Origin of the sequence: Pseudomonas sp. TMW22090 (genome assembly GCF_022496665.1) — a bacterium.
Lineage (GTDB): Bacteria > Pseudomonadota > Gammaproteobacteria > Pseudomonadales > Pseudomonadaceae > Aquipseudomonas > Aquipseudomonas gregormendelii.
In genome coordinates this window covers 431,800-455,733 of sequence record NZ_SCFH01000006.1, presented here as the reverse complement: position 1 = coordinate 455,733, position 23,934 = coordinate 431,800, and the positions used below count along the sequence as shown (strand labels likewise).

Here is a 23,934-nt window from a genome sequence, read left to right as displayed (position 1 = left end):
CCGAGTGTCGAAGGATGACTTTACGGAGTCAGGTCGTCAGGACCATCGTAGGAGCTGCCGCAGGCTGCGATCTTTTGATCTTGCCCTTACCGCACCTTTAAAACCTCAAAAGATCGCAGCCTTCGGCACCTCCTACAGGGGCGATAGATATCGAGTAGTTGTTCTGAATCTGTCGAAGTAGGACAATTGCCGGCTTCACGTCACTATCAGCGACCTTGAATGGCCTTCCTTGCACTCGGTATTAACCACAAGACTGCTTCAGTAGACGTCCGCGAGCGCGTGGCCTTTACCCCTGAGCAGCTGGTGGAGGCTTTGCAGCAGCTCTGCCGACTGACCGACAGCCGCGAAGCCGCGATCCTTTCCACCTGCAATCGCAGCGAACTCTATATAGAGCAGGATCACCTTTCGGCTGACATCGTGTTGCGCTGGCTGGCCGATTATCACCACTTGAGCATCGAAGAGCTGCGCGCCAGCAGTTATGTGCACGAAGATGATGCGGCAGTTCGTCACATGATGCGAGTCGCCTCCGGGCTCGACTCGCTGGTGTTGGGCGAACCGCAGATTCTCGGCCAGATGAAATCGGCCTACGCGGTAGCCCGGGAAGCCGGGACTATCGGGCCGCTGCTCGGGCGACTGTTCCAGGCTACGTTCAATGCGGCCAAGCAGGTGCGCACCGACACTGCCATCGGCGAGAACCCGGTGTCGGTGGCCTTTGCCGCAGTCAGCCTGGCGAAACAGATTTTCAGCGACTTGCAGCGCAGCCAGGCGTTGCTGATTGGCGCCGGCGAGACCATTACCCTGGTCGCCCGTCATCTGCACGAACTCGGGGTCAAGCGTATCGTGGTCGCCAACCGCACGCTGGAGCGCGCCAGCATTCTGGCCGAGCAGTTTGGCGCGCATGCGGTGTTGCTGTCGGATATCCCGGCCGAACTGGTGCGCAGTGACATCGTCATCAGCTCCACCGCCAGCCAGTTACCGATCCTTGGGAAGGGCGCGGTGGAAAGCGCCCTGAAGCTGCGCAAGCACAAGCCGATCTTCATGGTGGACATCGCCGTTCCTCGGGACATCGAGCCGGAAGTTGGCGAACTCGACGACGTCTACCTCTATAGCGTTGACGACCTGCACGAAGTGGTCGCGGAAAACCTCAAGAGTCGGCAAGGTGCAGCGCAAGCGGCGGAAGAGATGGTCTCGATCGGCGCCGAAGACTTCATGGTGCGCCTGCGTGAACTGGCCGCGGTGGACGTGCTCAAGGCCTATCGCCAGCAAAGCGAACGCCTGCGTGACGAAGAATTGCAGAAGGCTCAGCGCATGCTGGCCAATGGCGGCAGCGCCGAAGATGTGTTGATCCAACTGGCACGCGGCCTGACCAACAAACTCCTGCACGCCCCGAGCGTGCAGTTGAAAAAGCTCTCTGCCGAAGGTCGCCTCGATGCGCTGGCCATGGCCCAGGAACTCTTTGCCCTCGGTGAGGGCTCATCGGATAGCTTTTCGGATAAGAAACCGCAATGAAAGCTTCACTGCTCAATAAGCTGGACATCCTCCAGGACCGTTTCGAGGAACTGACCGCCTTGCTTGGCGACGGCGAAGTCATTTCCGACCAGACCAAATTCCGTACTTATTCCAAGGAATACGCGGAAGTCGAACCTATCGTGCAAACCTATAAACAGTTGCTCAAGGTTCAGGGTGATCTGGAAGGCGCCCAGGCGCTGCTCAAGGACAGCGACCCGGACATGCGCGAAATGGCTGTGGAAGAAGTCCGCGAAGCCAAGGAGCAACTGCTCGAAATCGAAGCCAGCCTGCAACGGATGCTGCTGCCCAAGGACCCGAACGACGGCCGCAACGTGTTTCTCGAAATCCGCGCCGGCACTGGCGGTGATGAGGCGGCCATTTTTTCCGGCGACCTGTTTCGCATGTATTCGCGCTACGCCGAGCGCCGTGGCTGGCGGGTGGAGATCCTCTCGGAGAACATCGGCGAACACGGCGGCTATAAAGAAGTGATCGCCCGCGTCGAGGGCGACAACGTTTACGGCAAGCTCAAGTTCGAATCCGGCGTGCACCGGGTGCAGCGGGTTCCTGCGACCGAATCCCAGGGTCGTATCCACACTTCGGCCTGCACGGTGGCGGTATTGCCCGAGCCGGACGAGCAGGAAGCGATCGAGATCAACCCGGCGGATTTGCGGGTCGATACCTACCGCTCCTCAGGCGCCGGTGGACAGCACGTCAACAAGACCGACTCGGCGATCCGCATCACTCACTTGCCGTCCGGCATCGTGGTCGAGTGCCAGGAAGAGCGTTCGCAGCACAAGAACCGTGCGCGCGCCATGTCCTGGCTGTCGGCCAAGCTGAACGACCAGCAGACCAGTGCCGCCGCCAATGCCATCGCCAGCGAGCGCAAGCTGCTGGTGGGCTCGGGCGATCGCTCGGAACGGATTCGCACCTACAATTTTGCCCAGGGCCGGGTCACCGACCACCGGGTCAACCTGACGCTGTATTCCCTCGATGAAATTCTCACCGGTGGCGTCGATGCGGTAATCGAGCCGTTGCTGGCCGAGTACCAGGCTGATCAATTGGCAGCGATAGGTGAGTAAATGACGATCATTGCCAGCCTGCTACGCGCCGCCGATCTACCGGACTCGCCCACCGCGCGCCTGGACGCAGAGTTGCTGCTGGCTGCGGCCCTGGGCAAGTCCCGGAGCTTTTTGCACACCTGGCCGGAGCGCATCGTACCAAGTGAAGCGGCGCTCAAATTTGCCGGGTACCTGCAGCGCCGTCGTGGCGGCGAGCCGGTGGCCTATATTCTGGGCCAGCAGGGTTTCTGGAAGCTCGACCTGGAAGTCGCACCGCACACCCTGATCCCGCGCCCGGACACCGAGCTGCTGGTAGAGGCCGCGCTGGAGTTGTTGCCGGTCGCCCCTGCCAGGGTGCTCGACCTGGGCACCGGCAGCGGCGCAATTGCCCTGGCCCTGGCCAGCGAGCGCCCGGCGTGGCAACTCACCGCCGTGGATCGCGTGCAGGAAGCCGTCGCGCTGGCCGAGCGCAATCGCCAGCGCCTGCACCTGAACAACGCCACCGTGCTGAGCAGTCATTGGTTCAGTGCTTTGCAAGGTCAGCGCTTCGAGCTGATCATTAGCAACCCGCCTTATATCGCCAGCGCCGATCCGCACCTGGCCGAGGGCGATGTGCGCTTCGAGCCTGCCAGTGCGTTGGTCGCCGGCATCGATGGTCTCGACGATCTGCGCCTGATCGTCGACCAGGCCCCGAACCACCTCGATGCCGGTGGCTGGCTGATGCTCGAACACGGATACGATCAGGCTCTCGCCGTGCGCGATCTGCTGATGACCCGTGGCTTTGAAGAAGTCCACAGCCGCACCGACCTGGGCGGCCACGAACGTATCAGCCTTGGACGCCTGCCGTGCTGAATGATCAGGAGTTGTTGCGCTACAGTCGGCAGATTCTGCTGCAGCACGTCGATATCGATGGCCAATTGCGGCTCAAAGCCAGCCGGGCGCTGATCATCGGCCTGGGCGGTCTCGGCTCGCCGGTAGCCCTTTACCTGGCCGCGGCGGGCGTGGGCGAATTGCACTTGGCAGACTTCGACAGCGTTGACCTGACCAACCTGCAGCGTCAGGTTATCCACGACACCGACAGCGTCGGCGTGAGCAAGGTCGACTCGGCGATCCGCCGACTGAGCGCGATCAATCCCGAAATCCAGCTCAAAGCCCTGCGCACCGCCCTCGATGAAGACTCCCTGGCCGCCGCAGTGGCTGCGGTGGACCTGGTGCTGGACTGCTCGGACAATTTTTCCACCCGCGAAGCCGTCAACGCCGCCTGCGTGCTGGCGGGCAAACCCCTGGTCAGCGGTGCCGCCATTCGCCTCGAAGGACAATTGTCGGTGTTCGATCCAAGACGTCCGGACAGTCCCTGCTACCACTGCTTGTATGGCCACGGCAGTGAAGCCGAACTGACGTGCAGCGAAGCCGGGGTCATCGGCCCGCTGGTGGGCCTGGTCGGCAGCCTGCAAGCACTCGAAGCGCTCAAGCTGCTGGCCGGGTTTGGCGAACCGCTGGTGGGGCGCCTGTTGCTGATCGATGCCCTGGGTACGCGCTTTCGTGAACTTCGGGTCAAGCGCGATCCGGGCTGTGCGGTCTGTGGCCCTGCCTGTGCGTGAGGCGCCGATTGGCGTATTCGATTCCGGTGTCGGCGGGTTATCGGTACTGGCCGAGATCCAGCGCCTGCTGCCCGACGAGACTTTGCTGTACGTCGCCGATTGCGGCAACGTCCCCTATGGCGAGAAAACGCCGGAGTTCATCCGTGAGCGCTGCAGTGTCATGGCGCGCTTTTTTCAGCAACAGGGCGCCAAGGCGCTGGTGCTGGCCTGCAATACCGCCACGGTGGCAGGCGTGGCCGATTTGCGCCGTGACTACCCTCAGTGGCCCATCGTCGGCATGGAGCCCGCAGTAAAGCCCGCAGCGGCCGCGACCCGCAGTGGTGTGGTCGGTGTACTCGCCACTACCGGTACGTTGCAAAGCGCCAAATTTGCCGCGCTGCTCGACCGTTTTGCCACCGACGTACGAGTGATCACCCAGCCATGCCCGGGCCTGGTGGAGCTGATTGAGGACGGCGACCTGCACAGCCCGGTGCTGTGCAAGCTGTTACTCGGCTACGTGCGGCCCTTGCTCGACGGCGGCTGCGACACGATCATTCTCGGCTGCACCCACTATCCCTTCCTCAAGCCGCTGCTCAAGCAGATGATCCCGGCGCACATCAGCCTGATCGATACCGGGGCTGCAGTAGCACGCCAGCTTCAGCGTTTATTGGCCGAACGCGAGCTGCTTGCCGCAGGCCCGGCCCGGGCTGCGCAGTTCTGGACCAGTGCCAATCCAAAGCATTTCAGTAATATCTTGCCATTACTCTGGAATTCCGCCGGCGTAGTGCGTAGTTTCGACTTGTAAAAAAAATGTGAAATGTATCGGAATAGTCTGAACTTCTGGGTAGGCGCAGACTTCTATAGCTGTGATTGATGGCGACACCAAAAAAACCATACGAATTCGTTCGGAAAAGGATGTTTCTAGTGAAGCGACTATTCTGCTTGGCTGCGCTTGCGGCCACACTATTGGGGCACAGTTTTACCGCACAGGCGGCAGGCGTGGAGTTCGGGGTCGGAGCGACCAGCGATTCAACCATGACCTATCGGCTGGGCATGCAGTTTGATTGGGACAAGAGCTGGTGGCAGACCGACGTCGGTCGACTCACCGGTTTCTGGAGCGGCGCGTATACCTACTGGGAGGGTGACAAGACTTCCAGTAACAACAGCCTGTCGTTTGCACCCGTGTTCGTCTACGAGTTTGCCGGCCAGAACGTCAAGCCGTACATCGAAGCTGGCGTAGGTGTGGCGTTTTTCTCCGACACCCAGCTTGAAGACAACAACATTGGCCAGTCCTTCCAGTTCGAAGACCGCATCGGTTTCGGCCTGCGCTTCACGGGCGGTCATGAGGTCGGGATTCGTGCCACGCACTATTCCAATGCCGGCCTGAGCAGCAATAACGACGGTGTTGAAAGCTACGCGCTGCATTACACGATGCCGCTGTAACTGCGGGATTAATTCATGCGGGAACGGGCTTGCCGGTTCCCGCACGAATATGCGTTCAACGATACGCCGTGGTAATGCCCCGGCGTTCTTCGATGCACTCCGGTGCCCCCATCTCGAATTCCCGGCAGATCAACGGACGCTTCTCGTAGATCGTGCACATCATGCTGTTGCGATCCAGCGCCGCACACCAGCCGTCATCCAGACGCAGCATGACTTCCCCACCCCAATCATCGGTGTCGATAAAACGCTCGGGCACGCCCGTGTCGGTAATCAGCATGACTTCGAGCTGGCAGCAGCAGGCTGCGCAAGTCGAGCAGGTGACCGCAGGCTCGGCAACGGGTGTGAGGGGAATGGTTTTCATGGTGCGCAGTGTAAGGCAGTGGGCTGCATGAGTGTGAAAGCCCTGACAGACGTTTAGTATGGAGTGTTCGACGCCAGCCGTCGGGCCATGAAATGCAGTGCCGGAAACAGCAGCGCCCAGAGCAGGCCGATGCCCACAAGGGTCGGCCAGGGTCCATAGGGAAACTGCACGCCGGCCAGTTGGCTGCCGGCGTAATACGACAGCGGCCCACCAAGGCCGCCCAGAATGCTGGCAAGCCACCACGGTTTTGCACTCCAGGCCAGGCAGTGGCGCAAGGTCGTGGCCAGCAGTGCCCAGAGCAACATCAGCCACAGGGGGATCAATGGCGCGACGTCGGTGAAGTCGAACACCCCCAGCCAGCGCAGTGTGCTGTCCACTGTGGTCCCCAGCAGGACCACACTGAGAATCAAGCGACCTTCATCGCTCCAGCGACTTATCCACAGCAGATGGATCACCAATGCCGCCAGTGGCACCAGTAACCACAGACTGTCGCCACCCATTACGCAAGCAAACCAGCCCACCTGGAAGAGCACGGCATTGGCAAAGCGCTCAAGCATCAAATCGACCCAGCAGCGGCTCAGTGATTGCCGCTGGTTTGGCCAGCAGCATTTGCGCGGTACCGATGGTGCGTTCCAGGAAGCCACCTTCGCAGTAGCACAGGTAGAACTCCCACAGCCGCAGGAAGTGATCGTCGTAACCCATTTCGCTCAGGCGGTTGTGCGCCCGACGAAAATTCTCGTGCCACAGGCGCAGGGTCTTGGCGTAGTGCAGGCCGAAGTCTTCCATGTGCAGCAGGTTCATGTCGGTGTCGCGACTGACGATCTCGAGCATTTTCTGCACGCAGGGCAGGGCGCCTCCGGGGAAAATGTAGCGCTGAATGAAGTCGACGTTGCTCTTGGCCTGCTCGTAGCGCTGGTCGCGAATGGTGATGGCTTGCAACAGCATCAGGCCGTTGCTCTTGAGTAACTGCGCACATTGCTTGAAGTAAGTCGGCAGAAAGCGGTGGCCGACGGCTTCGATCATTTCGATCGACACCAGCTTGTCGTATTGGCCAGTGAGGTCGCGGTAGTCCGACAGCAGCAGCGTGACCTGATCTTGCAGCCCGAGCGCCTCGATCCGTTGCGCGGTAAATGCAAACTGCTCTTTGGACAGTGTGGTGGTGGTGACCTTGCAGCCATATTGCTGCGCTGCGTACAGCGCCATGCTGCCCCAGCCCGTACCAATCTCCAGCAGGTGATCGGTCGGTTTGAGCGCAAGCTTCTGGCAGATTCGTTCCAGCTTGTTCAACTGCGCCTGCTCGAGGGTGTCCTCGGGCGTGAGGAACTGTGCCGCCGAATACATCATGGTCGGGTCGAGAAACTGTTCGAACAACTCATTGCCCAGGTCGTAATGCGCGGCGATGTTCTTCTGCGAGCCCTTGCGCGTGTTGCGGTTGACCCAGTGCAAACCGCGCACCATCGGCCGCCCCAACTTTGCCAGGCCGCCTTCCAGGGCGTCCAGCACGTCAAGATTGCTGACGAAGACCCGCACTACGGCAGTCAGGTCCGGCGAACTCCAATAACCATGGATGAACGCTTCACCGGCGCCGATCGAGCCGTTGCTCGCCACCAGGCCCCAGGCCGCAGCGTCGAGAATATGGATTTCACCGAGCAAATGACTGCCTGGCGTGCCGAACATCTGACGCTCGCCGTCTTCAACGACCACCAGCTGTCCGTGTTTGAGGTGCGCCAGTTGCCGCAGTACCCCGCGACGCAACAACAGGCCTGTGATGCCATTGGTATTGAACAACGGGGCCTTGGCCGAAACGCTAGAGGATTTCATGGCGGCAGTCCTTGGGGACAACAGTGGCGGTTTGAACACTGCCATCGGCAGGTTGATGAGCAAAAACAGGGGTGCCCTTGAACAGCAGGCGTACGGCTTGCCAGTAGATTGCCAGGCAGGTTTTCCCGGTCATCCATGGAAAGCGGCGCAGGTAGCGGTGCAGGCTGGTGCGATCGAGGGCTTCGCGCTCCAGGTTGAGCGTGGCGTCGAACAACTTCAGCTCGCCTTGCCAGTCCGCCATGTGCACGCCCAGTTTTGCTGCGGCAGGACTGAAACTCATCCGGTACTCGAGGTCCCGGGGTAAAAAAGGCGATACATGAAAGGCCTTGGCCACCGCGAAATGCTGATGGAAATCCCCAAGGTTTTCCGGCGGCCTGGCCGGCAGTACGTAGTGATAGCGTTCACGCCAGGGGGTATTGGTGATTTCGCAGAGAATCGCCGCCAGTTGGCCGTCGGCTTCGTGGCAGTAGAAAAAACTGACCGGGTTGAACGCCAGGCCCCAACTGCGTACTTGGGTCAGCAGGCAGATCGACCCTTGCGGCTCATGGCCGATGGCCTGGCCGACCTGTTGGCGCACCGCGTCGATCAAGCGCATGCCGGTACCGGTAAAGGCCTTGAGATAATCACCTTCACGAAACGAGAACGGCGCCAGGCGGCTGCGGCCCGCCAGCGGCGACAGTGCGAGTACCGCGTCCTGCTCGTCGAGGTCCAGGTAGAGCAAGCCGATCCGGTAGCGAAATTGGTGCTGCCGCGGACTGAACCGTCGGTGAGCAATCCAGCCACTGTAGAGGGCGCTGTTCACAGGGTTTCACCCAACGCGCCAGCCACGCGCAGTGCGCTGACCACGCCATCCTCATGAAATCCGTTGCCCCAATAAGCCCCGCAGTACCAGGTATGGTTCGCACCGTTGAGCTCTTCCCAGCGAGCCTGGGCGGCAACCGCAGACAGGCTGAACTGCGGATGGGCGTAAGTGTACTTGGCCAGTACCTTGAATGGGCTGATGCCGGCGCTCTGGTTCAGGCTGACGCAGAACCGGGTAGGGCTGTCGATGCCCTGCAGCAGGTTCATGTCGTAAGTGACGGCCGCTGACGTGTGCCCGGGCCCTCCAAGCCGATAATTCCAGGCCGCCTGGGCGAGCTCGCATTCGGGTAGCAGGCGAGTATCGGTGTGCAACACCACTTCGTTATCGGCGTAGGGCATTGCGCCGAGGATCGATTGCTCGGCGGCACTCGGGGCGGACAGCAGTTTTAGCGCCTGATCGCTGTGACAGGCGAACACCACTTTATCAAAGCGCTCGACGCCGGCAGCACTGTGGATAACGACGCCGTCGGCGTCACGCTCGACTCGCGTGACCGCACAGTTGACGCGGATCCGGTCAGCCATTGGCGCGATCAAGGGTGCCACGTAGGCGCTCGAGCCGCCCTCGATCACCTGCCACTGCGGGCGGTGAGTCACCGACAGCAGGCCGTGGTTCTTGAAAAACCGCACGAACGCCTGCAGTGGGAAAGCCAGCATGTCCGCCATGGACATCGACCAGATCGCCGAGCCCATGGGCACGATGTAATGCAGGATGAACCGTTCGCCGTATTTGCCGGCCTTGAGGTATTGATCCAGGGTGGTATCAGCGCTGATCCGTTGTTCTTCCAGGTCGCGCAGCGCCTCTTTGTTGAAGCGCACAATGTCGCGCAACATGCCCCAGAACCCGGGGGAGACCAGGTTTCTGCGCTGGGCGAACAGGCTGTTGAAATTGTTGCCGTTGTATTCCAGGCCGCTGTCCGGGTCGGTCACGGAAAAGCTCATGGTGGTGGGTTTAAAGCGCACACCAAGCAAACCGAGCAAGCGAATGAAATTGGGGTAAGTCCAGTCGTTGAACACGATAAAACCCGTGTCCACGGCGTAATTGCGCCCATCCACGGTGACATCCACCGTGTGGGTATGCCCGCCGATCCAGTCGCTGGCTTCGAACAGGGTGATCTCGTGGCTGCGGTTGAGCAGGTGGGCGCTGGTCAGCCCCGAAATGCCGCTGCCAATGATGGCTATTTTCACGGGATGTCCTGTATCGGTGGATTGCTGCGCACCATGCGTTTGCCGATCGCCAGCTTGACGCAGTTGGGCATCTTCGACAGTGGCCACAGGGCGGCCATGAACAGCGCCGGGAAAGCGATTTCCAGTGGTCGGTTATTCAGCTTGGCGAAAATATGCCGGGCGGCTTTATCCACAGGCCAGCTGAGGGGCATCGGAAAGTCGTTTTTGGCGGTCAGCGGTGTATCGACAAAGCCCGGGCTGACCACGGTGACTTCGATGCCTTCGCGCGCCAGGTCGATGCGCAGGGATTCGAACATGTAACGCAAACCCGCCTTCGAGGCGCCGTAGGCCTCGGCCCGTGGCAGTGGCAGGTAGGTGACCGAACTGGCCACTCCCACCAGGTGCGGCGCGGTGCCCGCGCGCAACAGGGGCAGCGCAGCTTCAACGCAGTAGGCACTGGCGAGCAGGTTGGTGCGCACCACGTATTCGATGATCGAGGCATCGAACTGCTGGGCGTCGACATACTCGCAAGTGCCGGCATTGAGGATGACGGTGTCCAGCGACCCCCATTGCTCGGTGATCTGCTCGCCTATCTCGCGGACCGTCTGGCTGTTGGTCAGGTCGCCCGCCACGATCAGGACTTGACCGGGATACCGTTGCGCCAGCGCTTTCAACGGCGCCATGGAGCGCGAGCTGACGGCCAGGTGCGCGCCAGTCTTGAGGATCTCTTCGGCCAATGCGGCGCCAATGCCGCTGCTGGCGCCGGTCAACCAATAACGGCGTGCAGGTGTAAGGCTCATCCCATCCTCCTTTGCAGCCCGGCGATCACCGGGCCCAGTGCAAACTGTGTGGCAAGGCTCACTGCTACATCATGCATGGCCGCCTCCTGCGTCCTGCCTCGACGGCAGGTTCTTGAATGCAGCCAGCGCCCGTTGGCGCGAGGTGCTCAAATTGACGATCGGCGATGGATAGTCGGCAACGCCGAACAGCCCACCAAGATCGGCCGGGTTGTGCACTTCCTTTTTATTCAACCCGTTCAGTTCTGGTACCCACTGCTTGATGAACAGGCCTTCAGTGTCGAATTTCTCCGACTGACTCAGCGGATTGAAGATGCGGAAATAGGGGGCGGAGTCGGTGCCGGTGGAGGAACTCCACTGCCAGCCACCGTTATTCGCCGCCAGGTCGCCGTCGATCAGATGGCGCATGAAGAAGCGCTCGCCTTCACGCCAGTCGATCAGCAAGTTCTTGGTCAGAAACATGGCCACTACCATGCGCAGCCGGTTGTGCATCCAGCCGGTTTCAAGCAACTGGCGCATGGCGGCGTCGATGATCGGCAAACCGGTGCGTGCCTCCTGCCAGGCGAGGAGCTCTTCAGGCGCGTCGCGCCAGGCCAGGGCCTCGGTTTCCGGGCGGAACGCCCGGTGGCGAGAGACCCGCGGGTAGCCGACCAGAATATGTTTGTAGAACTCGCGCCACAGCAGTTCATTGATCCAGGTGACTGCCCCGACCTTGCCGCTCTCGAATTCGCCTTGATTGCTTTGCAGGGCCGCGTGCAGGCATTGGCGCGGGGATATCACGCCGGCTGCCAGGTAGGCCGACAGCTGGCTGGTACCGGGTTTGGCAGGGAAGTCCCGCTCGCTTTTGTAGTAGTCGATCTGGGTATCGACGAAGGCATCCAGGCGGCGCCGGGCTTCGGCTTCACCCGCCGGCCAGAACGAACGCAAGTGTTCGCCAGGCGCTTCGAAGCCTTCTACCTGGGCCGGGACTTTGTCGCTCTCGATGTCCAGCGCGGTTTGTAGCGCGGGTGCCGGGACTCGGGCCGGCAAAGAGCGGTGCAGGCGTTCGTAGCAGACCTTGCGGAACTGGCTGAAGACCTGGAAGTAAGTACCGGTCTTGGTCAGCACGCTGCCTGGCTTGAAGAACAGTTGGTCGAGGTAGCTATGCCAATCGATGCCTTTGGCCTCGAGCGCCTCTGCCACTGCAGCGTCCCGAGCGGTTTCGTTGACGCCGTACTCCTCGTTGACGTGTACCGCTTCGATCTGCAGTTGCTGGCACAGCTCGAGCAGCACTTGTGGCGCTTGATGCCAGTGGGTAGCGGTACGGATCAGCAGGGGTATGTTCAGTTCGCCCAGCGAGTGGCTGAGCACTGCCAGGTTGCGCAGCCAGAAATCCACCTTGCACGCGGCATCGTCGTGCTCCAGCCATTGCTGCGGGCTCAGCAGGTAGACGGCCACGCACGGGCCACGGGCAGCAGCGGCCGAGAGCGCGGTGTTGTCGTGCAGGCGCAGGTCGCTGCGCAGCCAGATCAGTTGCATGCGGGTGTCCGTTGAGCTCATCAGATCACCCCCCGCAGGATCAGTTCCTGGTGCGCCGACAGGGGATCTTCGGCCAGGAACAGCTCGGGAATACCGGAGGTTTTTGCGGACAACTCGACGTGGTGAATGCAGACGGTCGGTCCGGCGATCAATTTTGGGCAACCGATGCCATTCAAAAGTTTCGGTAACTGACTCAGGTTCATCGCTTTACTGGAATACAGCAGCACGCCACGGGCTTGCAGGTGTTCAACCGCCAGGGCCAGCTCCCCGTTCGGTAGCGGCCAGTCGAAAACTTCGACGGGGCAGTCGGCGCTGCTGATGAGCCAGGCGGTCAGCCAAAGGTGCGGCTCCAGTGGCAGGTCTGACTGATTGACCAGCAGCACAGGCGCGCTGCGTAGTTGCCGGTTGTTGTGGTAAATGCGCGCGCCGAACTTGCTGCGTAACCAGGAGTAAAGGAAACCTCGCTCCATCTGCGCGCCAAACTGGCCCTGCCAGCGTTGTTCCAGCTCCTTGAGCAGCGGCAGCAACAGTTGCTCGCACAAGGTTCGCGGTGGGTACAGCGCCATCGCCTGATTGACGGCGTCGTCGAGGGCCCGTTCGTTCAGTCCGGTGACTGCCAGCAGCAAGGTCTGGCGCAGCACATGCCAATCGTTTTCGATCGGTTCGCTGGTGACTTGTGGAGTGTCGAGCAGTTGCTTGACCTGGCTGACGGCCACGCCACGATTGAGCCAGGTGAGAATGGTCAGGATGCGTTGCACATGTTCAGCCGAGAACAGCCGATGCCCCTTGGGCGTGCGTTGCGGCACGATCAAGCCGTAACGCCGTTCCCAGGCTCGCAAGGTCACGGCATTCACGCCGGTTTGCCGGGCCACTTCACGGATCGGCAGCCAGCCTTCGTCCAAGGCTTTCTTGAAATCGTCGCCGAGGTCTTCGCTGGCGCTGGTGTCGAGTTGGTTAGTCATTAAATCGCATTTCGCAGGCTGAGGTTTTCCGGGTGCGGTTGCAGGTAAACCTGTTGCGCGATGTAAGGATCCGGGTGTTGGCGGAAGTGGTGCTTGAGCAGGGTCATGGGGACCACCAATGGCACGATGCCGTGGCGGTACTGGCCAATAACGTGCTGCATTTCCTGTTTGTCTTCGGCGCTTATCGCCTGTTTGAGATAACCGCTGATGTGCTGCAGGACATTGCTGTGGGTGCGCCGCGTGGCGCATTTTTTCAAGGCTGCCATCAGCTCGCTGAAGTAGCGCGGGCCGATGGTGTCCGGCTCTGTCTGACCCATGGTGCCCAGCAGGTTGCCCAGGGTTTTGTACTGCACCGGGTTATGAGCCATCAGCTGGTATTTGTAGCGTGAGTGGAATTCGGTGAGGCCACGACGGCTCAGGCCTTCTCGCAGTAATTGTTGCCAGGCGCTATAGGCGAACACCCGAGTCAGGAAGTTTTCCCGCAGTACCGGATCGTTGAGCCGGCCGTCTTCTTCCACCGGCAAATCCGGATGACGCTCGCAAAAGGCCTGGGCGTAGATGCCGCGTCCGCCGCCATCTACCGGTGCACCGTTGGCATGGTAGACCTTGACCCGGTCAAGGCCGCAGGAAGGCGACTTCTGCATGAAGATGTAGCCGCAGATATCGCCCAGTTCAGCGGCCATTTGTTCGCCATAGGCGGCCAGCGGCTCAGTGACATTGAGGTCCGGATTGACCGTGCCGACTGCTTGAGGATGTTCAGGGTCGCCAATCAGGCGAATCGGTTGGCGCGGGATACCCAGGCCTATCGCCACTTCAGGGCAGACCGGTACAAACTCGAAGTAATCGGTGAGAGTGCGACTGCACAGCCGCGATTCCTTGTGTCCGCCGTTGAAGCGAACTTCGGCGCCCATCAGGCAGGCGCTGATGGCAATTTTCGGTTTCACGGCGGAGTGGGACATCAGGGCACCTCGAATCCAGACCTGTACAAACCCGAAGATGTGTACAACATGACTTCATCATAGATTCGAAGCTGTACAAGTCAAATCATTTGTACAGGTTTTGTCAGGAGCTTATGCATGCGCTGCCGGCGGGGGGGGGGGCACGGGCGGCGTTTGAACGCCAGGACTCTGTAGGAGCGAGCTTGCTCGCGAGGGTGGTGAACAACGACGTGGGGAATCTGGATGAACGCGGCGTCTTGGATTTCTTCGCGAGCAAGCTCGCTCCTGCAGGGGTTAATTCCAGCCCAAAATCCAGGCATCGCTATTTTTCAGGGCTTGCCAATCCAGACGTTGATTGCGTTTGGTTAATACCGCCTGCAACTCAATTTCCAGCACCACACCTTCCTCATCACGGAACAGCTCGGTCACCATAAAGTGTTTTTCGCGGTGTTGCGGTTGTGCTGCCGTCCATTTCGACAGCAGCAGTTTACTTGGGTTGATGCGATTCATTGCAAGTGCTCGTGCAGACGACGGGCGGCTTCCTGGCCGCTGAGCCAGGCGCCTTCGACGCGACCCGACAGGCACCAGTCGCCACAGGCATAGAGTCCCAGATCGGCGTCAGCCAGGGTGCCCCATTCATGGCTGCTGGCTGGGCGGGCGTAGAGCCAGCGGTGGGCCAGGCTGAAAGTGGGCGCCGGCATGGCGCTGTGCAGCAATTCGGCGAATGCGCCGTGCAATTGTTCGATCACGGCTTCCTTGGGCAGGTCGATGTGTTGCCGGCTCCAGGCACTGGTCGCGTGCAGCACCCAAGTGTCCAGCGCGGTGTCACGCCCGGGTTTGCTGCGGTTGCGCGCCAGCCAGTCGAGCGGGCTGTCCTGCACGAAACAACCTTCCATAGGTGTGTCCAGCGGCTGGTCGAACGCCAGTGCGATGGCCCAGGTCGGGTCCATTTTTACCCCGGCGGCGGCACCGGCGAGCTTCGGCGCCGAGGCGAGCAAGGCAGTCGCCTGCGGTGCGGGGGTGGCAATGACCACGTGGCTGAATGGGCCATGGGTAAAGCCTTCGGCGTCCTGCAGGTGCCAGTGCTGTTCACCGCGGTAGACCTCGGTAATCCGGCAACCGAACTGCACTTCCAGGTCGCCCAGCAGGCCGCGGGTGATGGCGCTCATGCGCGGTGTGCCAACCCAGCGGGTCTGTTCATCCGGCGACAGGTTCAGTTGGCCACCGTGGAAGGTGTACAGCTGTGGCGTCCACTCGGCGACCCAGCCCTGGGCTTGCCAGCGCTGCACTTCGGTGGAGAAGCGGCGGTCACGGGCGGTGAAATACTGCGCGCCCATGTCCAGAGCCCCCGCATCACTGCGCTTGCTCGACATGCGACCGCCACTGCCGCGGCTTTTATCGAAAAGTTGAACAACATGCCCGAGCTCTGTCAGGGCTTGAGCGGCGGAGAGCCCGGCGATGCCGGTGCCGATGATTGCGATAGGTACAGTCATAGGGGCCTCGTTTACCTTTCTGTACAGACTACGCCGTGGTTTAAACCTGTACAATATTGTTTTTTGGTATAACTTTTAGCGTTCTAGTTCTGACAGGTTGGCCTATTGTTTAAACAGACACTGCCCGATACCAAAGATCCCTGCTTATAAAAATAGACTAGTGAGCAGGATAAAAGGCCACGCGAGGAAGAAGTCATGCACATATTGCTGACCGGCGGTACTGGTTTGATAGGACGCCAACTCTGCCAACACTGGTTGAGCCAGGGACACACGCTGACCGTCTGGAGCCGCCAACCGGTAAAGGTCGCGAAAATATGCGGCGCCCAGGTCCGTGGAATTGCCCGGCTGGAAGACCTCGGGCAGGCACCTTTGGATGCCATCATCAATCTGGCAGGCGCGCCCATTGCTGATCGACCCTGGACATCCAGACGCAAGGCGCTGTTGTGGAGCAGCCGCATCACCCTGACCGAATCCTTGCTGGCTTGGCTGGAAACTCGTGAACAGAAACCGGCGCTGCTGATCTCCGGTTCTGCGGTCGGCTGGTATGGCGACGGAGGCGAGCGCGAGTTGACCGAGGAGTCGGCACCGGTGATTGACGATTTTGCCAGTCAGCTGTGCATTGCCTGGGAAGAAACTGCCCAGCGTGCCGAGGCCTTGGGCCTGCGCGTTATCCTGATCCGCACCGGGTTGGTGTTGTCGGCCGATGGCGGCTTTTTGTCGCGCCTGTTACTGCCCTTCAAACTCGCGATGGGCGGGCCTCTGGGTAATGGTCGGCAGTGGATGCCGTGGATCCATATCAAGGATCAGGTCGGCCTGATTGATTTTCTTCTGCACCAGAACACCGCCAGCGGTCCTTATAATGCCTGCGCACCGAAACCTGTGCGCAATAGCGAGTTTGCCAAGACCCTGGGCGCGGTGCTGCATCGTCCAGCGTTCATGCCAATGCCGAGCCTGGCGTTGAAAGTGTGCCTGGGGGAAATGTCCCTGTTGTTGCTGGGTGGCCAGAAGGCCATGCCGGTCCGCTTGCTGGAAGCGGGTTTCACCTTCCAGTTCACCGATTTGCGTGCGGCTTTGGACGACTTGTCCAGCCGCCTTTGAAATAGGACGTTGCATGACCGATCACGCATTGCTTCTGGTCAACCTGGGCTCCCCGGCCTCCACTTCGGTGGCGGATGTGCGCAGTTACCTCAATCAATTTCTGATGGACCCGTATGTAATCGACTTGCCTTGGCCGGTGCGACGCCTGCTGGTCTCGCTGATCCTGATCAAGCGCCCGGAAAAGTCGGCGCACGCCTACGCTTCGATCTGGTGGGAGGAGGGCTCGCCGCTGGTGGTGCTCAGCCGTCGTCTGCAGCAGGCCATGACTGCGCACTGGACCCAGGGGCCGGTTGAGCTGGCCATGCGTTACGGCGAGCCGTCGATCGAGTCCAAACTGTTGCAACTGGTTGCTCAGGGCCACAAGCGAATTACCCTCGCACCGCTGTATCCGCAGTTTGCCGATAGCACCGTGACCACGGTGATTGAAGAGGCGCGGCGGGTCGTGCGCGAGCACCAGCTGGATGTGCAGTTCTCGGTGCTGCAGCCTTTTTACGATCAGCCGGAGTACCTCGACGCGCTGGTTGCCAGTGCCAAGCCATACCTGGAGCAGGATTACGATCACCTGTTGCTGAGTTTTCACGGCTTGCCCGAGCGCCACCTGACCAAGCTGGATCCCACGGGACAGCACTGTTTCAAGAATGAAGACTGCTGCAGGAACGCTTCGCCAGAAGTGTTGGCCACCTGTTATCGGGCCCAATGCCTGCGCAGCGCATCGGAGTTCGCCAAACGGATGGGGCTGCCGGACGGCAAGTGGTCCGTGTCATTCCAGTCGCGCCTGGGTCGGGCGAAGTGGATCGAACCTTACACCGAAGCCCGCCTTGATGAGTTGGCCGGAATGGGGGTTAAGAAGGTGCTGGTGATGTGTCCGGCGTTTGTCGCCGATTGCATCGAGACCCTGGAAGAGATCGGCGACCGGGGGCTGGAGCAGTTCCGTGAAGCGGGGGGAGAGGAGTTGGTGCTGGTGCCGTGCCTGAACGATGACCCGCAGTGGGCTAGGGCGTTGAGCACGTTGTGCGAGCGAGCGCCTTTGGCGCTGTAAAAGCATTGCGGCCAAGCCTTGCTCCCACAGATTCATGTCAGTGCGCATCCATGTGGTTCGACTGAGTACCTGTGGGAGCAACGCTTGCCCGCGATGGCGATTTCAAGCCTGGCTTACAGCAGAGGCTCATCCGCCTTTTTGTGCTTCCAGCTGTCATTCCCTGGCAGCAGCAAGTTAAGGGCAATGGCCACCACCGCGCACAGCGCAATGCCTTTGAGGCCGAAATCGTCCGGCCCTGTGCCTGTGCCGACCAGCACCCCGCCAATCCCGAATACCAGTGTCACCGACACAATCACCAGGTTGCGCGCTTCGCCCAGATCGATCTTGTGGCGAATCAACGTGTTCATCCCCACTGCCGCGATCGAGCCGAACAACAGGCAGAGAATCCCACCCATCACCGGTACCGGAATGCTTTGCAGCAGCGCGCCGAATTTGCCGACGAACGCCAGGCTGATCGCGAAGACCGCCGCCCAGGTCATGATCTTCGGGTTGTAGTTCTTGGTCAGCATCACCGCGCCGGTCACTTCGGCATAAGTGGTGTTGGGCGGGCCGCCGAACAGGCCGGCTGCCGTGGTTGCAATGCCGTCACCCAGCAGGGTGCGATGCAGGCCCGGCTTCTTCAGGTAGTCACGACCCGTCACGCTGCCGACGGCAATGACACCGCCGATGTGTTCGATCGCTGGCGCCAGGGCCACCGGGACGATGAACAGGATCGCCTGCCAGTTGAACTCCGGTGCGGTGAAGTGCGGGATCGCGAACCAGGGCGCGGCAGCAATCTTCGCGGTGTCGACCACGCCGAAATAGAACGCCATGGCGAACCCCACCAGGACACCCGAGATGATCGGCACCAGGCGGAAAATGCCTTTGCCGAATACCGCCACGATCAGGGTGGTGAGCAGGGCGGGCATCGAGATCAGCATTGCCGTCTGGTAAGGAATCAGCTCGGCACCGTCGCCGGCCTTGCCCATCGCCATGTTGGCGGCAATCGGCGCCATGGCCAGCCCGATGGAGATGATCACCGGGCCAATCACCACCGGTGGGAGCAGGCGGTCAATGAAGCCGGTGCCTTTGATCTTCACGGCGAGGCCGAGGAAGGTGTAGACAAAACCTGCTGCCATCACGCCGCCCATGGTCGCCGCCAGGCCGAACTGGCCTTTGGCGAGAATGATCGGAGTGATGAAGGCAAAGCTCGACGCCAGGAATACCGGGACCTGACGACCGGTGACGATCTGGAACAGGATCGTCCCCAACCCTGCGGTGAACAGCGCCACGTTAGGGTCCAGACCCGTAATCAAAGGCATCAGAACCAGGGCGCCGAAGGCCACGAACAGCATCTGCGCGCCGGACAGCACCGTGCGCCAGAGCGGATCGTTGAACTCATCCTGCATGCTCAAGCGTCCTTCTGCTTGGTGCCGAAGATCTTGTCACCGGCATCGCCCAGGCCCGGGATGATGTAGCCGTGTTCGTTCAGTCTTTCGTCGATCGAAGCGGTGTAGATGGTCACGTCCGGGTGAGCCTTCTCAACAGCGGCAATGCCTTCGGGCGCCGCAACCAGCACCATGGCGCGAATGTCGCGGCAACCGGCTTTCTTCAGCAGGTCGATGGTCGCAACCATGGAGCTGCCGGTGGCCAGCATCGGGTCGATGATCATCGCCAGGCGCTCGTTGATCTCCGGAACCAGTTTTTCCAGGTAGGTGTGAGCCTGCAACGTCTGTTCGTTGCGGGCCACGCCCACGGCGCTGACCTTGGCGCCCGGGATCAGGCTGAGTACGCCTTCGAGCATGCCGATGCCGGCGCGCAGGATCGGTACCACGGTGATTTTCTTGCCGGCGATTTTCTCGACCGACACGGTGCCGCACCAGCCTTCAATATCGTAGGCTTCCAGGGGCAGGTCTTTGGTGGCTTCATAGGTCAGCAGGGCACCGACTTCCTGAGCGAGCTCGCGAAAGTTCTTGGTGCTGATGTCTGCACGGCGCATCAGGCCGAGTTTATGACGGATCAGCGGATGGCGGATCTCGAGGATGGGCATGGGAAAAGCTCCGGCGGCGGGCAAAAAAACCGGCCTAGATTAATCTATCCGAGGGTGTTGTCCTATAGACATAGAGTACGTTAGTCCACAAACGCTTGATCTGGCCTGGCTTGATGCGTACCTTTGCCCGCTTTTCCCGAATCCGCCACCCTTGGAGAGCGCCATGTCCGCTGATCTCGAGCATATCCGTCAAATCATGCGAGAGGCTGACTGCCTGTACACCGAAGCTGAAGTCGAGGCGGCCATCGCCCGCGTCGGTGCGCACATCAACGAGCAACTGGCTGAAAGCAATCCGGTGGTGTTTTGCGTGATGAACGGCGGCCTGATTTTCGCCGGCAAGCTGCTCACTCACCTGCAGTTCCCGCTGGAAGCGTCCTACCTGCACGCCACCCGTTATCGCAACGAAACCAGCGGTGGCGATCTGTTCTGGAAAGCCAAGCCGGAAGTGTCGTTCATCGACCGTGACGTGCTGATCATCGACGACATCCTCGATGAAGGTCATACCCTGGGAGCGATCATCGACTTCTGCAAGCACGCCGGAGCGCGCAAGGTGCACACCGCCGTGCTGATCGACAAGGACCACGACCGCAAGGCCCGTCCGGACCTCAAGGCCGATTTTGTCGGCCTGCCGTGCATCGACCGCTACATCTTCGGTTACGGCATGGACTACAAGGGTTACTGGCGCAACGCCAATGGGATTTTTGCCGTCAAGGGGATGTAAGCAATGACCACGCCGAGCTTTCTTGATAACACGCTGTTCGCTGAACTGGCCGAGAAAGCGGCGGCGAATCCGCGCGGGCGCCAGCATCATAACTTTCATCAGATGGAAGATGCCTGCCACCGCATGGCGGTAGGTCTGCAGCCGAGCACATACATTCCGCCTCACCGGCATTTGGGTGACAACAAGGCGGAAACCCTGCTGGTACTCAAGGGGCGTCTCGGGCTGTTGATCTTTGATGAGTCCGGAGCGGTGGTGAGCAAGCGTATCCTCCAGGCGGGTGGCGACAGCATTGGCGTTGACCTGCCCACGGGCGTGTTTCATGGCCTGGTGGTGCTGGAAGCCGACAGCCTGATGTTCGAGTGCAAGGCCGGCCCGTATCGCCCGGTAGGTGAAGGCGAACTCCCGGATTGGGCTCCCCGTGAAGGCGAGCCAGGTGTGGCCGAATACCACGCCTGGATGCGCGCGCAGTTCGATTGATCTTCGATCCCTGTGGGAGCGAGCCTGCTCGCGATAGCGGTGTGTCAGCCGCGTAGATGTCGCCTGGCCTGACGCTATCGCGAGCAGGCTCGCTCTCACAATGAATGATGTTGGCTCATGCTAAAGTGCTGGCCTCTTCTTCGGAGCCCGTCATGAGCCTTTTGATTCGCAGCTGCGCCGTCCTGTTACTGACCGCAAGCCTGCCCCTGGCCGCAGCCCCTGCGCCGATGCACTCGCAGTTCCTGCCCCCCGATGACCTGAACGTGCGTGACGCCGAACCTGAGCAACAGCAATTGCTCCAGGTCACCGAGTACTCGGTGGTGGTGGGCAGCCAGCGCCAGTCGAACCAGCAGCCCATTCCCGTCACCTCGCCACTGATGATCCGCCTCAAGGGCAAGTCCTTGAACAAAGGTGCGACCATCAATCAGGTGCTGGTCAACTTCGACGGCGAAAGCAAAAGCCTGAAGAAGCCGACCTACGACGGCTCAAGCAAGACCCTGACGCTTTTCTACCCAATGGCGCAATATCGGGTGGTGATCGACTTGTTGCGCAACGACACCGTGTATTGCCAGTTCCTCAGCTACGCCAACGGCCACGTTTGGGCCGACCTGCACACGGGCAGCGTTCGTCCGCGTTGAGTACGGCGCCAAGTGAGGGGTAAACTGCCCGCCCCGTGAAATGTCTGCGAGCTGGAGTCGGCAATGCGTAAAGATAAGAAGCAAGTGATTGGTGACGAGATTGGCGATGAGCAGATCAAGTTGTTCCTCGATTTCGAGCCGGTCGACGCCACTTCGCCGTCGCTGCACAAACTGATCAAGGCCTACCGCGGCTTGCGCATCGATGATTTCGAGCGCTTCCTGACGTTTTTCGTCGAGGCCGGGCATGACCTCGATGGCAAGGATGAGCAGGGCAATGACTTCGTTGCGGTGATCAAGGATCAGCGCAACGCGGCCGAATACATCGAGCTGATCGAAAAAGCTCGCGGTTAACATCTGTTACCAACAAAAAACGCCCCAATGGGGCGTTTTTTTGTGAGGCCGAATCAAGCGTAGCTTTCGGTCTCGTTACTGGCTTCAACCAGTTCCAGCGCAACGTTGTTGTGCGCATTGATCTTGCGATACAGCGCAGCATCGGTTTCCAGAACCTTTTCCCGAGCCGGGAAAATTTCCGCCAGCTTGGCCGCCCATTCACCGGACGCCTTGTTCGGGAAGCACTTCTCGATCAGCTCGAGCATGATCGAAACAGTCACCGATGCGCCCGGCGAAGCACCCAGCAGTGCTGCCAGGGAACCGTCCCTGGCTGCAACCAGCTCGGTACCGAACTGCAGGACGCCGCCTTTTTTCGGGTCCTTCTTGATGATCTGCACCCGTTGGCCGGCCACTTCCAGGCGCCAGTCTTCGGCTTTCGCTTCAGGGTAGAAGCGGCGCAGGGATTCCAGGCGCTGTTCCATCGATTGCATCACTTCGCTGACCAGGTATTTGGTCAGGTCCATGTTGTTCTTCGCCACGGCCAGCATCGGGCCGATGTTGCCGGCGCGAACCGACAGCGGCAGGTCCATGAAGGAGCCGTGCTTGAGGAACTTGGTGGTGAAACCGGCGTAAGGTCCGAACAGCAGCGACTTCTTGCCGTCGACCACGCGAGTGTCCAGGTGCGGCACGGACATTGGCGGCGAACCCACGGCAGCCTGGCTGTAGACCTTGGCCTGGTGGTGCTTGACCACTTCCGGGTTGTCGCAACGCAGCCACTGGCCGCTGATCGGGAAGCCGCCGAAGCCTTTGCTTTCCTCGATACCGGACGCTTGCAGCAACGGCAGGGCCGCGCCGCCCGCGCCGAGGAAGACGAATTTGGCGTCGACTTCACGGGTGCTGCCGCTGTTGACGTCCTTGATGCTGACGGTCCAGCCGCCGTTATTACGCTTGAGACCGGTAACGCGCTTGCAGTACTTGACCTGGGCATCGGGTGCGCTGGTCAGGTGCTTGAGCAATTGATTGGTCAGGGCGCCGAAGTTGACGTCGGTACCATTCATCACGCGAGTGGCGGCAAGCACTTCGCCGGCTGGACGGCCGGGCATCATCAGCGGCATCCACTCGGCCATGGTGGCCTTGTCTTCGGTGTATTCCATGTCCGAGAACGCGTGGTGCTTACTCAGGATGTTGAAACGTTCCTTGAGGAAAGACACGCCGCTGTCACCCTGCACGAAGCTCAGGTGAGGGACCGGGCTGATGAACGATTTGCATGAGCCGAACGTGCCTTTGCGGGTCAGGTAGGACCAGAACTGCTTCGACACCTCGAACTGGGTATTGATGTGCACGGCTTTCTTGATGTCGACGGTGCCGTCGGCGGCCTGCGGCGTGTAATTAAGCTCACACAGCCCGGCATGACCGGTACCGGCGTTGTTCCACGGGTTGGAACTCTCCGCGGCACCGGAATCCATCAGCTCGACGACTTCCAGCTTGATTGCGGGGTCGAGCTCTTTGAGCAGTACGGCCAGGGTGGCACTCATGATGCCGGCCCCTACCAGTACTACGTCGACTGCTTCGTTATGCGCCATTTAACGCGTCTCCAAAATCTGCAGCACCAAATTGTCGGCATGGCTGCCAGGTGTTCCGGGGCGTGTCAGTGATGCCCCAGGTACTCATGGCCAGGATCTCCATGTCCGAATCTTCGCAATTTATCGCAACTTCGACGGACGCTACCGGCCGGGCCTATGAGCTACATGAACTCATTTCAGCGCGCGGGAGGCAATTCGACTTATGGTCGATACATCCGTTTGTGCAACCAAATCCGTAGCGGACAGGCTTCAGGCTCCGGTGTTCGAGGAGTACTCGGTCCTGTGTCGTTGGGCTGTTTCAGACGCTAATGGTGCATGTTCAGACGCAAAACTATTCATTTGCTCGCCACACTCTTGTGAAGTTGTGAAAACCCGTTTTTTTCACGCTCTTTTGAAGACGTGAACCTCAAAAAGGGCTGTCCCAGCCTGGCACCGTGCCTGGATCGCCTTCATGGAGTGCATGACAGGCAAAACGGGCAAACAGCTCAGTGACCGAGCGTAACGACAGCTCTGC

At 60.4% G+C, this 23,934-nt stretch carries 26 protein-coding genes; 12 read left to right on the top strand and 14 right to left on the bottom strand.

Features of this window, described 5'->3' with window-relative positions:
- The first annotated feature begins 219 nt into the window (after nucleotides 1–219).
- The 6 genes from hemA (at nucleotide 220) to EQV97_RS19395 (ending at nucleotide 5,590) form a co-directional block, all read left to right on the top strand.
- A complete protein-coding gene (gene hemA, locus EQV97_RS19420) occupies nucleotides 220–1,509 on the top strand; it encodes a glutamyl-tRNA reductase (protein WP_122838741.1) in 1,290 nt (429 codons plus the stop codon).
- A complete protein-coding gene (prfA, locus tag EQV97_RS19415) occupies nucleotides 1,506–2,588 on the top strand; it encodes a peptide chain release factor 1 (protein ID WP_045059223.1) in 1,083 nt (360 codons plus the stop codon). The genes hemA and prfA overlap by 4 nt, the downstream gene beginning before the upstream one ends.
- Entirely contained in the window at nucleotides 2,589–3,419 is an 831-nt protein-coding gene (prmC, locus tag EQV97_RS19410) for a peptide chain release factor N(5)-glutamine methyltransferase (protein WP_122838742.1), read from the top strand.
- Nucleotides 3,413–4,168 (top strand): molybdopterin-synthase adenylyltransferase MoeB, encoded by a 756-nt coding sequence (locus EQV97_RS19405; RefSeq protein ID WP_122838743.1) that lies wholly within the window; start codon nucleotides 3,413–3,415, stop codon nucleotides 4,166–4,168. Before prmC ends, EQV97_RS19405 begins: the two co-directional genes overlap by 7 nt.
- A complete protein-coding gene (gene murI, locus EQV97_RS19400) occupies nucleotides 4,161–4,952 on the top strand; it encodes a glutamate racemase (protein ID WP_240889574.1) in 792 nt (263 codons plus the stop codon). The genes EQV97_RS19405 and murI overlap by 8 nt, the downstream gene beginning before the upstream one ends.
- Nucleotides 4,953–5,071: 119 nt before the next feature.
- Entirely contained in the window at nucleotides 5,072–5,590 is a 519-nt protein-coding gene (locus EQV97_RS19395) for an acyloxyacyl hydrolase (RefSeq protein WP_122838744.1), read from the top strand.
- Nucleotides 5,591–5,645: 55 nt separating this feature from the next.
- On the opposite strand, the gene EQV97_RS19390 is transcribed toward EQV97_RS19395, so the two are convergent.
- The 11 genes from EQV97_RS19390 to EQV97_RS19340 all read right to left on the bottom strand — a co-directional run bounded on the left by EQV97_RS19390 (nucleotide 5,646) and on the right by EQV97_RS19340 (nucleotide 15,505).
- A complete protein-coding gene (locus EQV97_RS19390; RefSeq protein ID WP_122838745.1) occupies nucleotides 5,646–5,951 on the bottom strand; it encodes a YkgJ family cysteine cluster protein in 306 nt (101 codons plus the stop codon).
- A 53-nt stretch (nucleotides 5,952–6,004) separates the two neighbouring features.
- Nucleotides 6,005–6,508 carry a DUF2878 domain-containing protein gene (locus EQV97_RS19385; RefSeq protein ID WP_225569554.1) on the bottom strand — a complete coding sequence of 168 codons (504 nt, stop codon included), beginning with the start codon at nucleotides 6,506–6,508 and terminating at the stop codon, nucleotides 6,005–6,007.
- On the bottom strand, nucleotides 6,501–7,772 hold the full coding sequence (locus tag EQV97_RS19380) for a cyclopropane-fatty-acyl-phospholipid synthase family protein (protein WP_122838747.1): 1,272 nt from the start codon (nucleotides 7,770–7,772) through the stop codon (nucleotides 6,501–6,503). Before EQV97_RS19380 ends, EQV97_RS19385 begins: the two co-directional genes overlap by 8 nt.
- The gene (locus EQV97_RS19375) at nucleotides 7,759–8,574 is read right to left on the bottom strand and encodes a DUF1365 domain-containing protein (RefSeq protein WP_122838748.1); all 816 of its coding nucleotides are present in this window, start codon (nucleotides 8,572–8,574) and stop codon (nucleotides 7,759–7,761) included. The genes EQV97_RS19380 and EQV97_RS19375 overlap by 14 nt, the downstream gene beginning before the upstream one ends.
- On the bottom strand, nucleotides 8,571–9,818 hold the full coding sequence (locus EQV97_RS19370; RefSeq protein ID WP_240889548.1) for an FAD-dependent oxidoreductase: 1,248 nt from the start codon (nucleotides 9,816–9,818) through the stop codon (nucleotides 8,571–8,573). Before EQV97_RS19370 ends, EQV97_RS19375 begins: the two co-directional genes overlap by 4 nt.
- Complete coding sequence (locus tag EQV97_RS19365; protein ID WP_240889546.1) at nucleotides 9,815–10,597, bottom strand: SDR family NAD(P)-dependent oxidoreductase; 783 nt, start codon at nucleotides 10,595–10,597, stop codon at nucleotides 9,815–9,817. The genes EQV97_RS19370 and EQV97_RS19365 overlap by 4 nt, the downstream gene beginning before the upstream one ends.
- Before the next feature lie 69 nt (nucleotides 10,598–10,666).
- Complete coding sequence (gene phrB / locus EQV97_RS19360) at nucleotides 10,667–12,112, bottom strand: deoxyribodipyrimidine photo-lyase (protein WP_225569550.1); 1,446 nt, start codon at nucleotides 12,110–12,112, stop codon at nucleotides 10,667–10,669.
- 20 nt (nucleotides 12,113–12,132) lie between these two features.
- Nucleotides 12,133–13,074 (bottom strand): MerR family transcriptional regulator, encoded by a 942-nt coding sequence (locus tag EQV97_RS19355; RefSeq protein WP_122838751.1) that lies wholly within the window; start codon nucleotides 13,072–13,074, stop codon nucleotides 12,133–12,135.
- Entirely contained in the window at nucleotides 13,074–14,033 is a 960-nt protein-coding gene (locus EQV97_RS19350; protein ID WP_122838752.1) for a DUF523 and DUF1722 domain-containing protein, read from the bottom strand. The genes EQV97_RS19355 and EQV97_RS19350 overlap by 1 nt, the downstream gene beginning before the upstream one ends.
- Nucleotides 14,034–14,306: 273 nt before the next feature.
- Nucleotides 14,307–14,522 (bottom strand): TIGR02450 family Trp-rich protein, encoded by a 216-nt coding sequence (locus EQV97_RS19345; protein ID WP_122838753.1) that lies wholly within the window; start codon nucleotides 14,520–14,522, stop codon nucleotides 14,307–14,309.
- Nucleotides 14,519–15,505, bottom strand: coding sequence for an NAD(P)/FAD-dependent oxidoreductase (locus EQV97_RS19340; RefSeq protein WP_045059237.1), 987 nt, complete (start codon nucleotides 15,503–15,505; stop codon nucleotides 14,519–14,521). Before EQV97_RS19340 ends, EQV97_RS19345 begins: the two co-directional genes overlap by 4 nt.
- 195 nt (nucleotides 15,506–15,700) lie before the next feature.
- On the opposite strand from EQV97_RS19340, the gene EQV97_RS19335 reads away from it, so the two are divergent.
- Nucleotides 15,701–16,603, top strand: a complete 903-nt coding sequence (locus tag EQV97_RS19335) for a TIGR01777 family oxidoreductase (RefSeq protein WP_240889544.1) — start codon at nucleotides 15,701–15,703, stop codon at nucleotides 16,601–16,603.
- Nucleotides 16,604–16,616: 13 nt separating this feature from the next.
- On the top strand, nucleotides 16,617–17,642 hold the full coding sequence (gene hemH / locus EQV97_RS19330; RefSeq protein ID WP_240889543.1) for a ferrochelatase: 1,026 nt from the start codon (nucleotides 16,617–16,619) through the stop codon (nucleotides 17,640–17,642).
- 113 nt (nucleotides 17,643–17,755) lie between these two features.
- Here hemH and EQV97_RS19325 read toward each other — a convergent pair whose 3' ends face one another.
- Both EQV97_RS19325 and upp read right to left on the bottom strand, forming a co-directional pair.
- A complete protein-coding gene (locus EQV97_RS19325) occupies nucleotides 17,756–19,030 on the bottom strand; it encodes a uracil-xanthine permease family protein (protein ID WP_045059240.1) in 1,275 nt (424 codons plus the stop codon).
- A 2-nt stretch (nucleotides 19,031–19,032) separates the two neighbouring features.
- Nucleotides 19,033–19,671 carry a uracil phosphoribosyltransferase gene (gene upp, locus EQV97_RS19320; protein WP_045059241.1) on the bottom strand — a complete coding sequence of 213 codons (639 nt, stop codon included), beginning with the start codon at nucleotides 19,669–19,671 and terminating at the stop codon, nucleotides 19,033–19,035.
- Between the two features lie 163 nt (nucleotides 19,672–19,834).
- On the opposite strand from upp, the gene EQV97_RS19315 reads away from it, so the two are divergent.
- From EQV97_RS19315 to EQV97_RS19300, 4 genes are all read left to right on the top strand, one after another.
- Nucleotides 19,835–20,392 (top strand): hypoxanthine-guanine phosphoribosyltransferase, encoded by a 558-nt coding sequence (locus EQV97_RS19315; protein ID WP_007905841.1) that lies wholly within the window; start codon nucleotides 19,835–19,837, stop codon nucleotides 20,390–20,392.
- A 3-nt stretch (nucleotides 20,393–20,395) separates the two neighbouring features.
- Nucleotides 20,396–20,869: a WbuC family cupin fold metalloprotein gene (locus EQV97_RS19310; protein ID WP_045059242.1), complete on the top strand. Its 474-nt coding sequence runs from the start codon at nucleotides 20,396–20,398 to the stop codon at nucleotides 20,867–20,869.
- A 152-nt stretch (nucleotides 20,870–21,021) separates the two neighbouring features.
- Complete coding sequence (locus EQV97_RS19305) at nucleotides 21,022–21,507, top strand: hypothetical protein (protein ID WP_225569546.1); 486 nt, start codon at nucleotides 21,022–21,024, stop codon at nucleotides 21,505–21,507.
- A 63-nt stretch (nucleotides 21,508–21,570) separates the two neighbouring features.
- Complete coding sequence (locus EQV97_RS19300; RefSeq protein ID WP_122838759.1) at nucleotides 21,571–21,858, top strand: PA4642 family protein; 288 nt, start codon at nucleotides 21,571–21,573, stop codon at nucleotides 21,856–21,858.
- A 53-nt stretch (nucleotides 21,859–21,911) separates the two neighbouring features.
- Here the strand turns inward: EQV97_RS19300 and mqo are convergent, their stop codons facing one another.
- Nucleotides 21,912–23,420 (bottom strand): malate dehydrogenase (quinone), encoded by a 1,509-nt coding sequence (gene mqo / locus EQV97_RS19295; RefSeq protein ID WP_045059245.1) that lies wholly within the window; start codon nucleotides 23,418–23,420, stop codon nucleotides 21,912–21,914.
- Between the last annotated feature and the right edge of the window lie 514 nt (nucleotides 23,421–23,934).

Bases quoted from the DNA above. Each gene is read 5' to 3' on its own strand.
- phrB (WP_225569550.1), bottom strand. From the start codon at position 12,112: ATGCAACTGATCTGGCTGCGCAGCGACCTGCGCCTGCACGACAACACC.
- EQV97_RS19365 (WP_240889546.1), bottom strand. From the start codon at position 10,597: ATGAGCCTTACACCTGCACGCCGTTATTGGTTGACCGGCGCCAGCAGC.
- hemA (WP_122838741.1), top strand. From the start codon at position 220: ATGGCCTTCCTTGCACTCGGTATTAACCACAAGACTGCTTCAGTAGAC.
- EQV97_RS19385 (WP_225569554.1), bottom strand. From the start codon at position 6,508: ATGCTTGAGCGCTTTGCCAATGCCGTGCTCTTCCAGGTGGGCTGGTTT.
- EQV97_RS19305 (WP_225569546.1), top strand. From the start codon at position 21,022: ATGAGCCTTTTGATTCGCAGCTGCGCCGTCCTGTTACTGACCGCAAGC.
- EQV97_RS19340 (WP_045059237.1), bottom strand. From the start codon at position 15,505: ATGACTGTACCTATCGCAATCATCGGCACCGGCATCGCCGGGCTCTCC.
- EQV97_RS19390 (WP_122838745.1), bottom strand. From the start codon at position 5,951: ATGAAAACCATTCCCCTCACACCCGTTGCCGAGCCTGCGGTCACCTGC.
- EQV97_RS19325 (WP_045059240.1), bottom strand. From the start codon at position 19,030: ATGCAGGATGAGTTCAACGATCCGCTCTGGCGCACGGTGCTGTCCGGC.
- EQV97_RS19315 (WP_007905841.1), top strand. From the start codon at position 19,835: ATGTCCGCTGATCTCGAGCATATCCGTCAAATCATGCGAGAGGCTGAC.
- prmC (WP_122838742.1), top strand. From the start codon at position 2,589: ATGACGATCATTGCCAGCCTGCTACGCGCCGCCGATCTACCGGACTCG.
- hemH (WP_240889543.1), top strand. From the start codon at position 16,617: ATGACCGATCACGCATTGCTTCTGGTCAACCTGGGCTCCCCGGCCTCC.
- prfA (WP_045059223.1), top strand. From the start codon at position 1,506: ATGAAAGCTTCACTGCTCAATAAGCTGGACATCCTCCAGGACCGTTTC.
- EQV97_RS19345 (WP_122838753.1), bottom strand. From the start codon at position 14,522: ATGAATCGCATCAACCCAAGTAAACTGCTGCTGTCGAAATGGACGGCA.
- mqo (WP_045059245.1), bottom strand. From the start codon at position 23,420: ATGGCGCATAACGAAGCAGTCGACGTAGTACTGGTAGGGGCCGGCATC.
- EQV97_RS19355 (WP_122838751.1), bottom strand. From the start codon at position 13,074: ATGACTAACCAACTCGACACCAGCGCCAGCGAAGACCTCGGCGACGAT.
- EQV97_RS19310 (WP_045059242.1), top strand. From the start codon at position 20,396: ATGACCACGCCGAGCTTTCTTGATAACACGCTGTTCGCTGAACTGGCC.
- EQV97_RS19300 (WP_122838759.1), top strand. From the start codon at position 21,571: ATGCGTAAAGATAAGAAGCAAGTGATTGGTGACGAGATTGGCGATGAG.
- EQV97_RS19350 (WP_122838752.1), bottom strand. From the start codon at position 14,033: ATGTCCCACTCCGCCGTGAAACCGAAAATTGCCATCAGCGCCTGCCTG.
- upp (WP_045059241.1), bottom strand. From the start codon at position 19,671: ATGCCCATCCTCGAGATCCGCCATCCGCTGATCCGTCATAAACTCGGC.
- EQV97_RS19380 (WP_122838747.1), bottom strand. From the start codon at position 7,772: ATGAAATCCTCTAGCGTTTCGGCCAAGGCCCCGTTGTTCAATACCAAT.
- EQV97_RS19335 (WP_240889544.1), top strand. From the start codon at position 15,701: ATGCACATATTGCTGACCGGCGGTACTGGTTTGATAGGACGCCAACTC.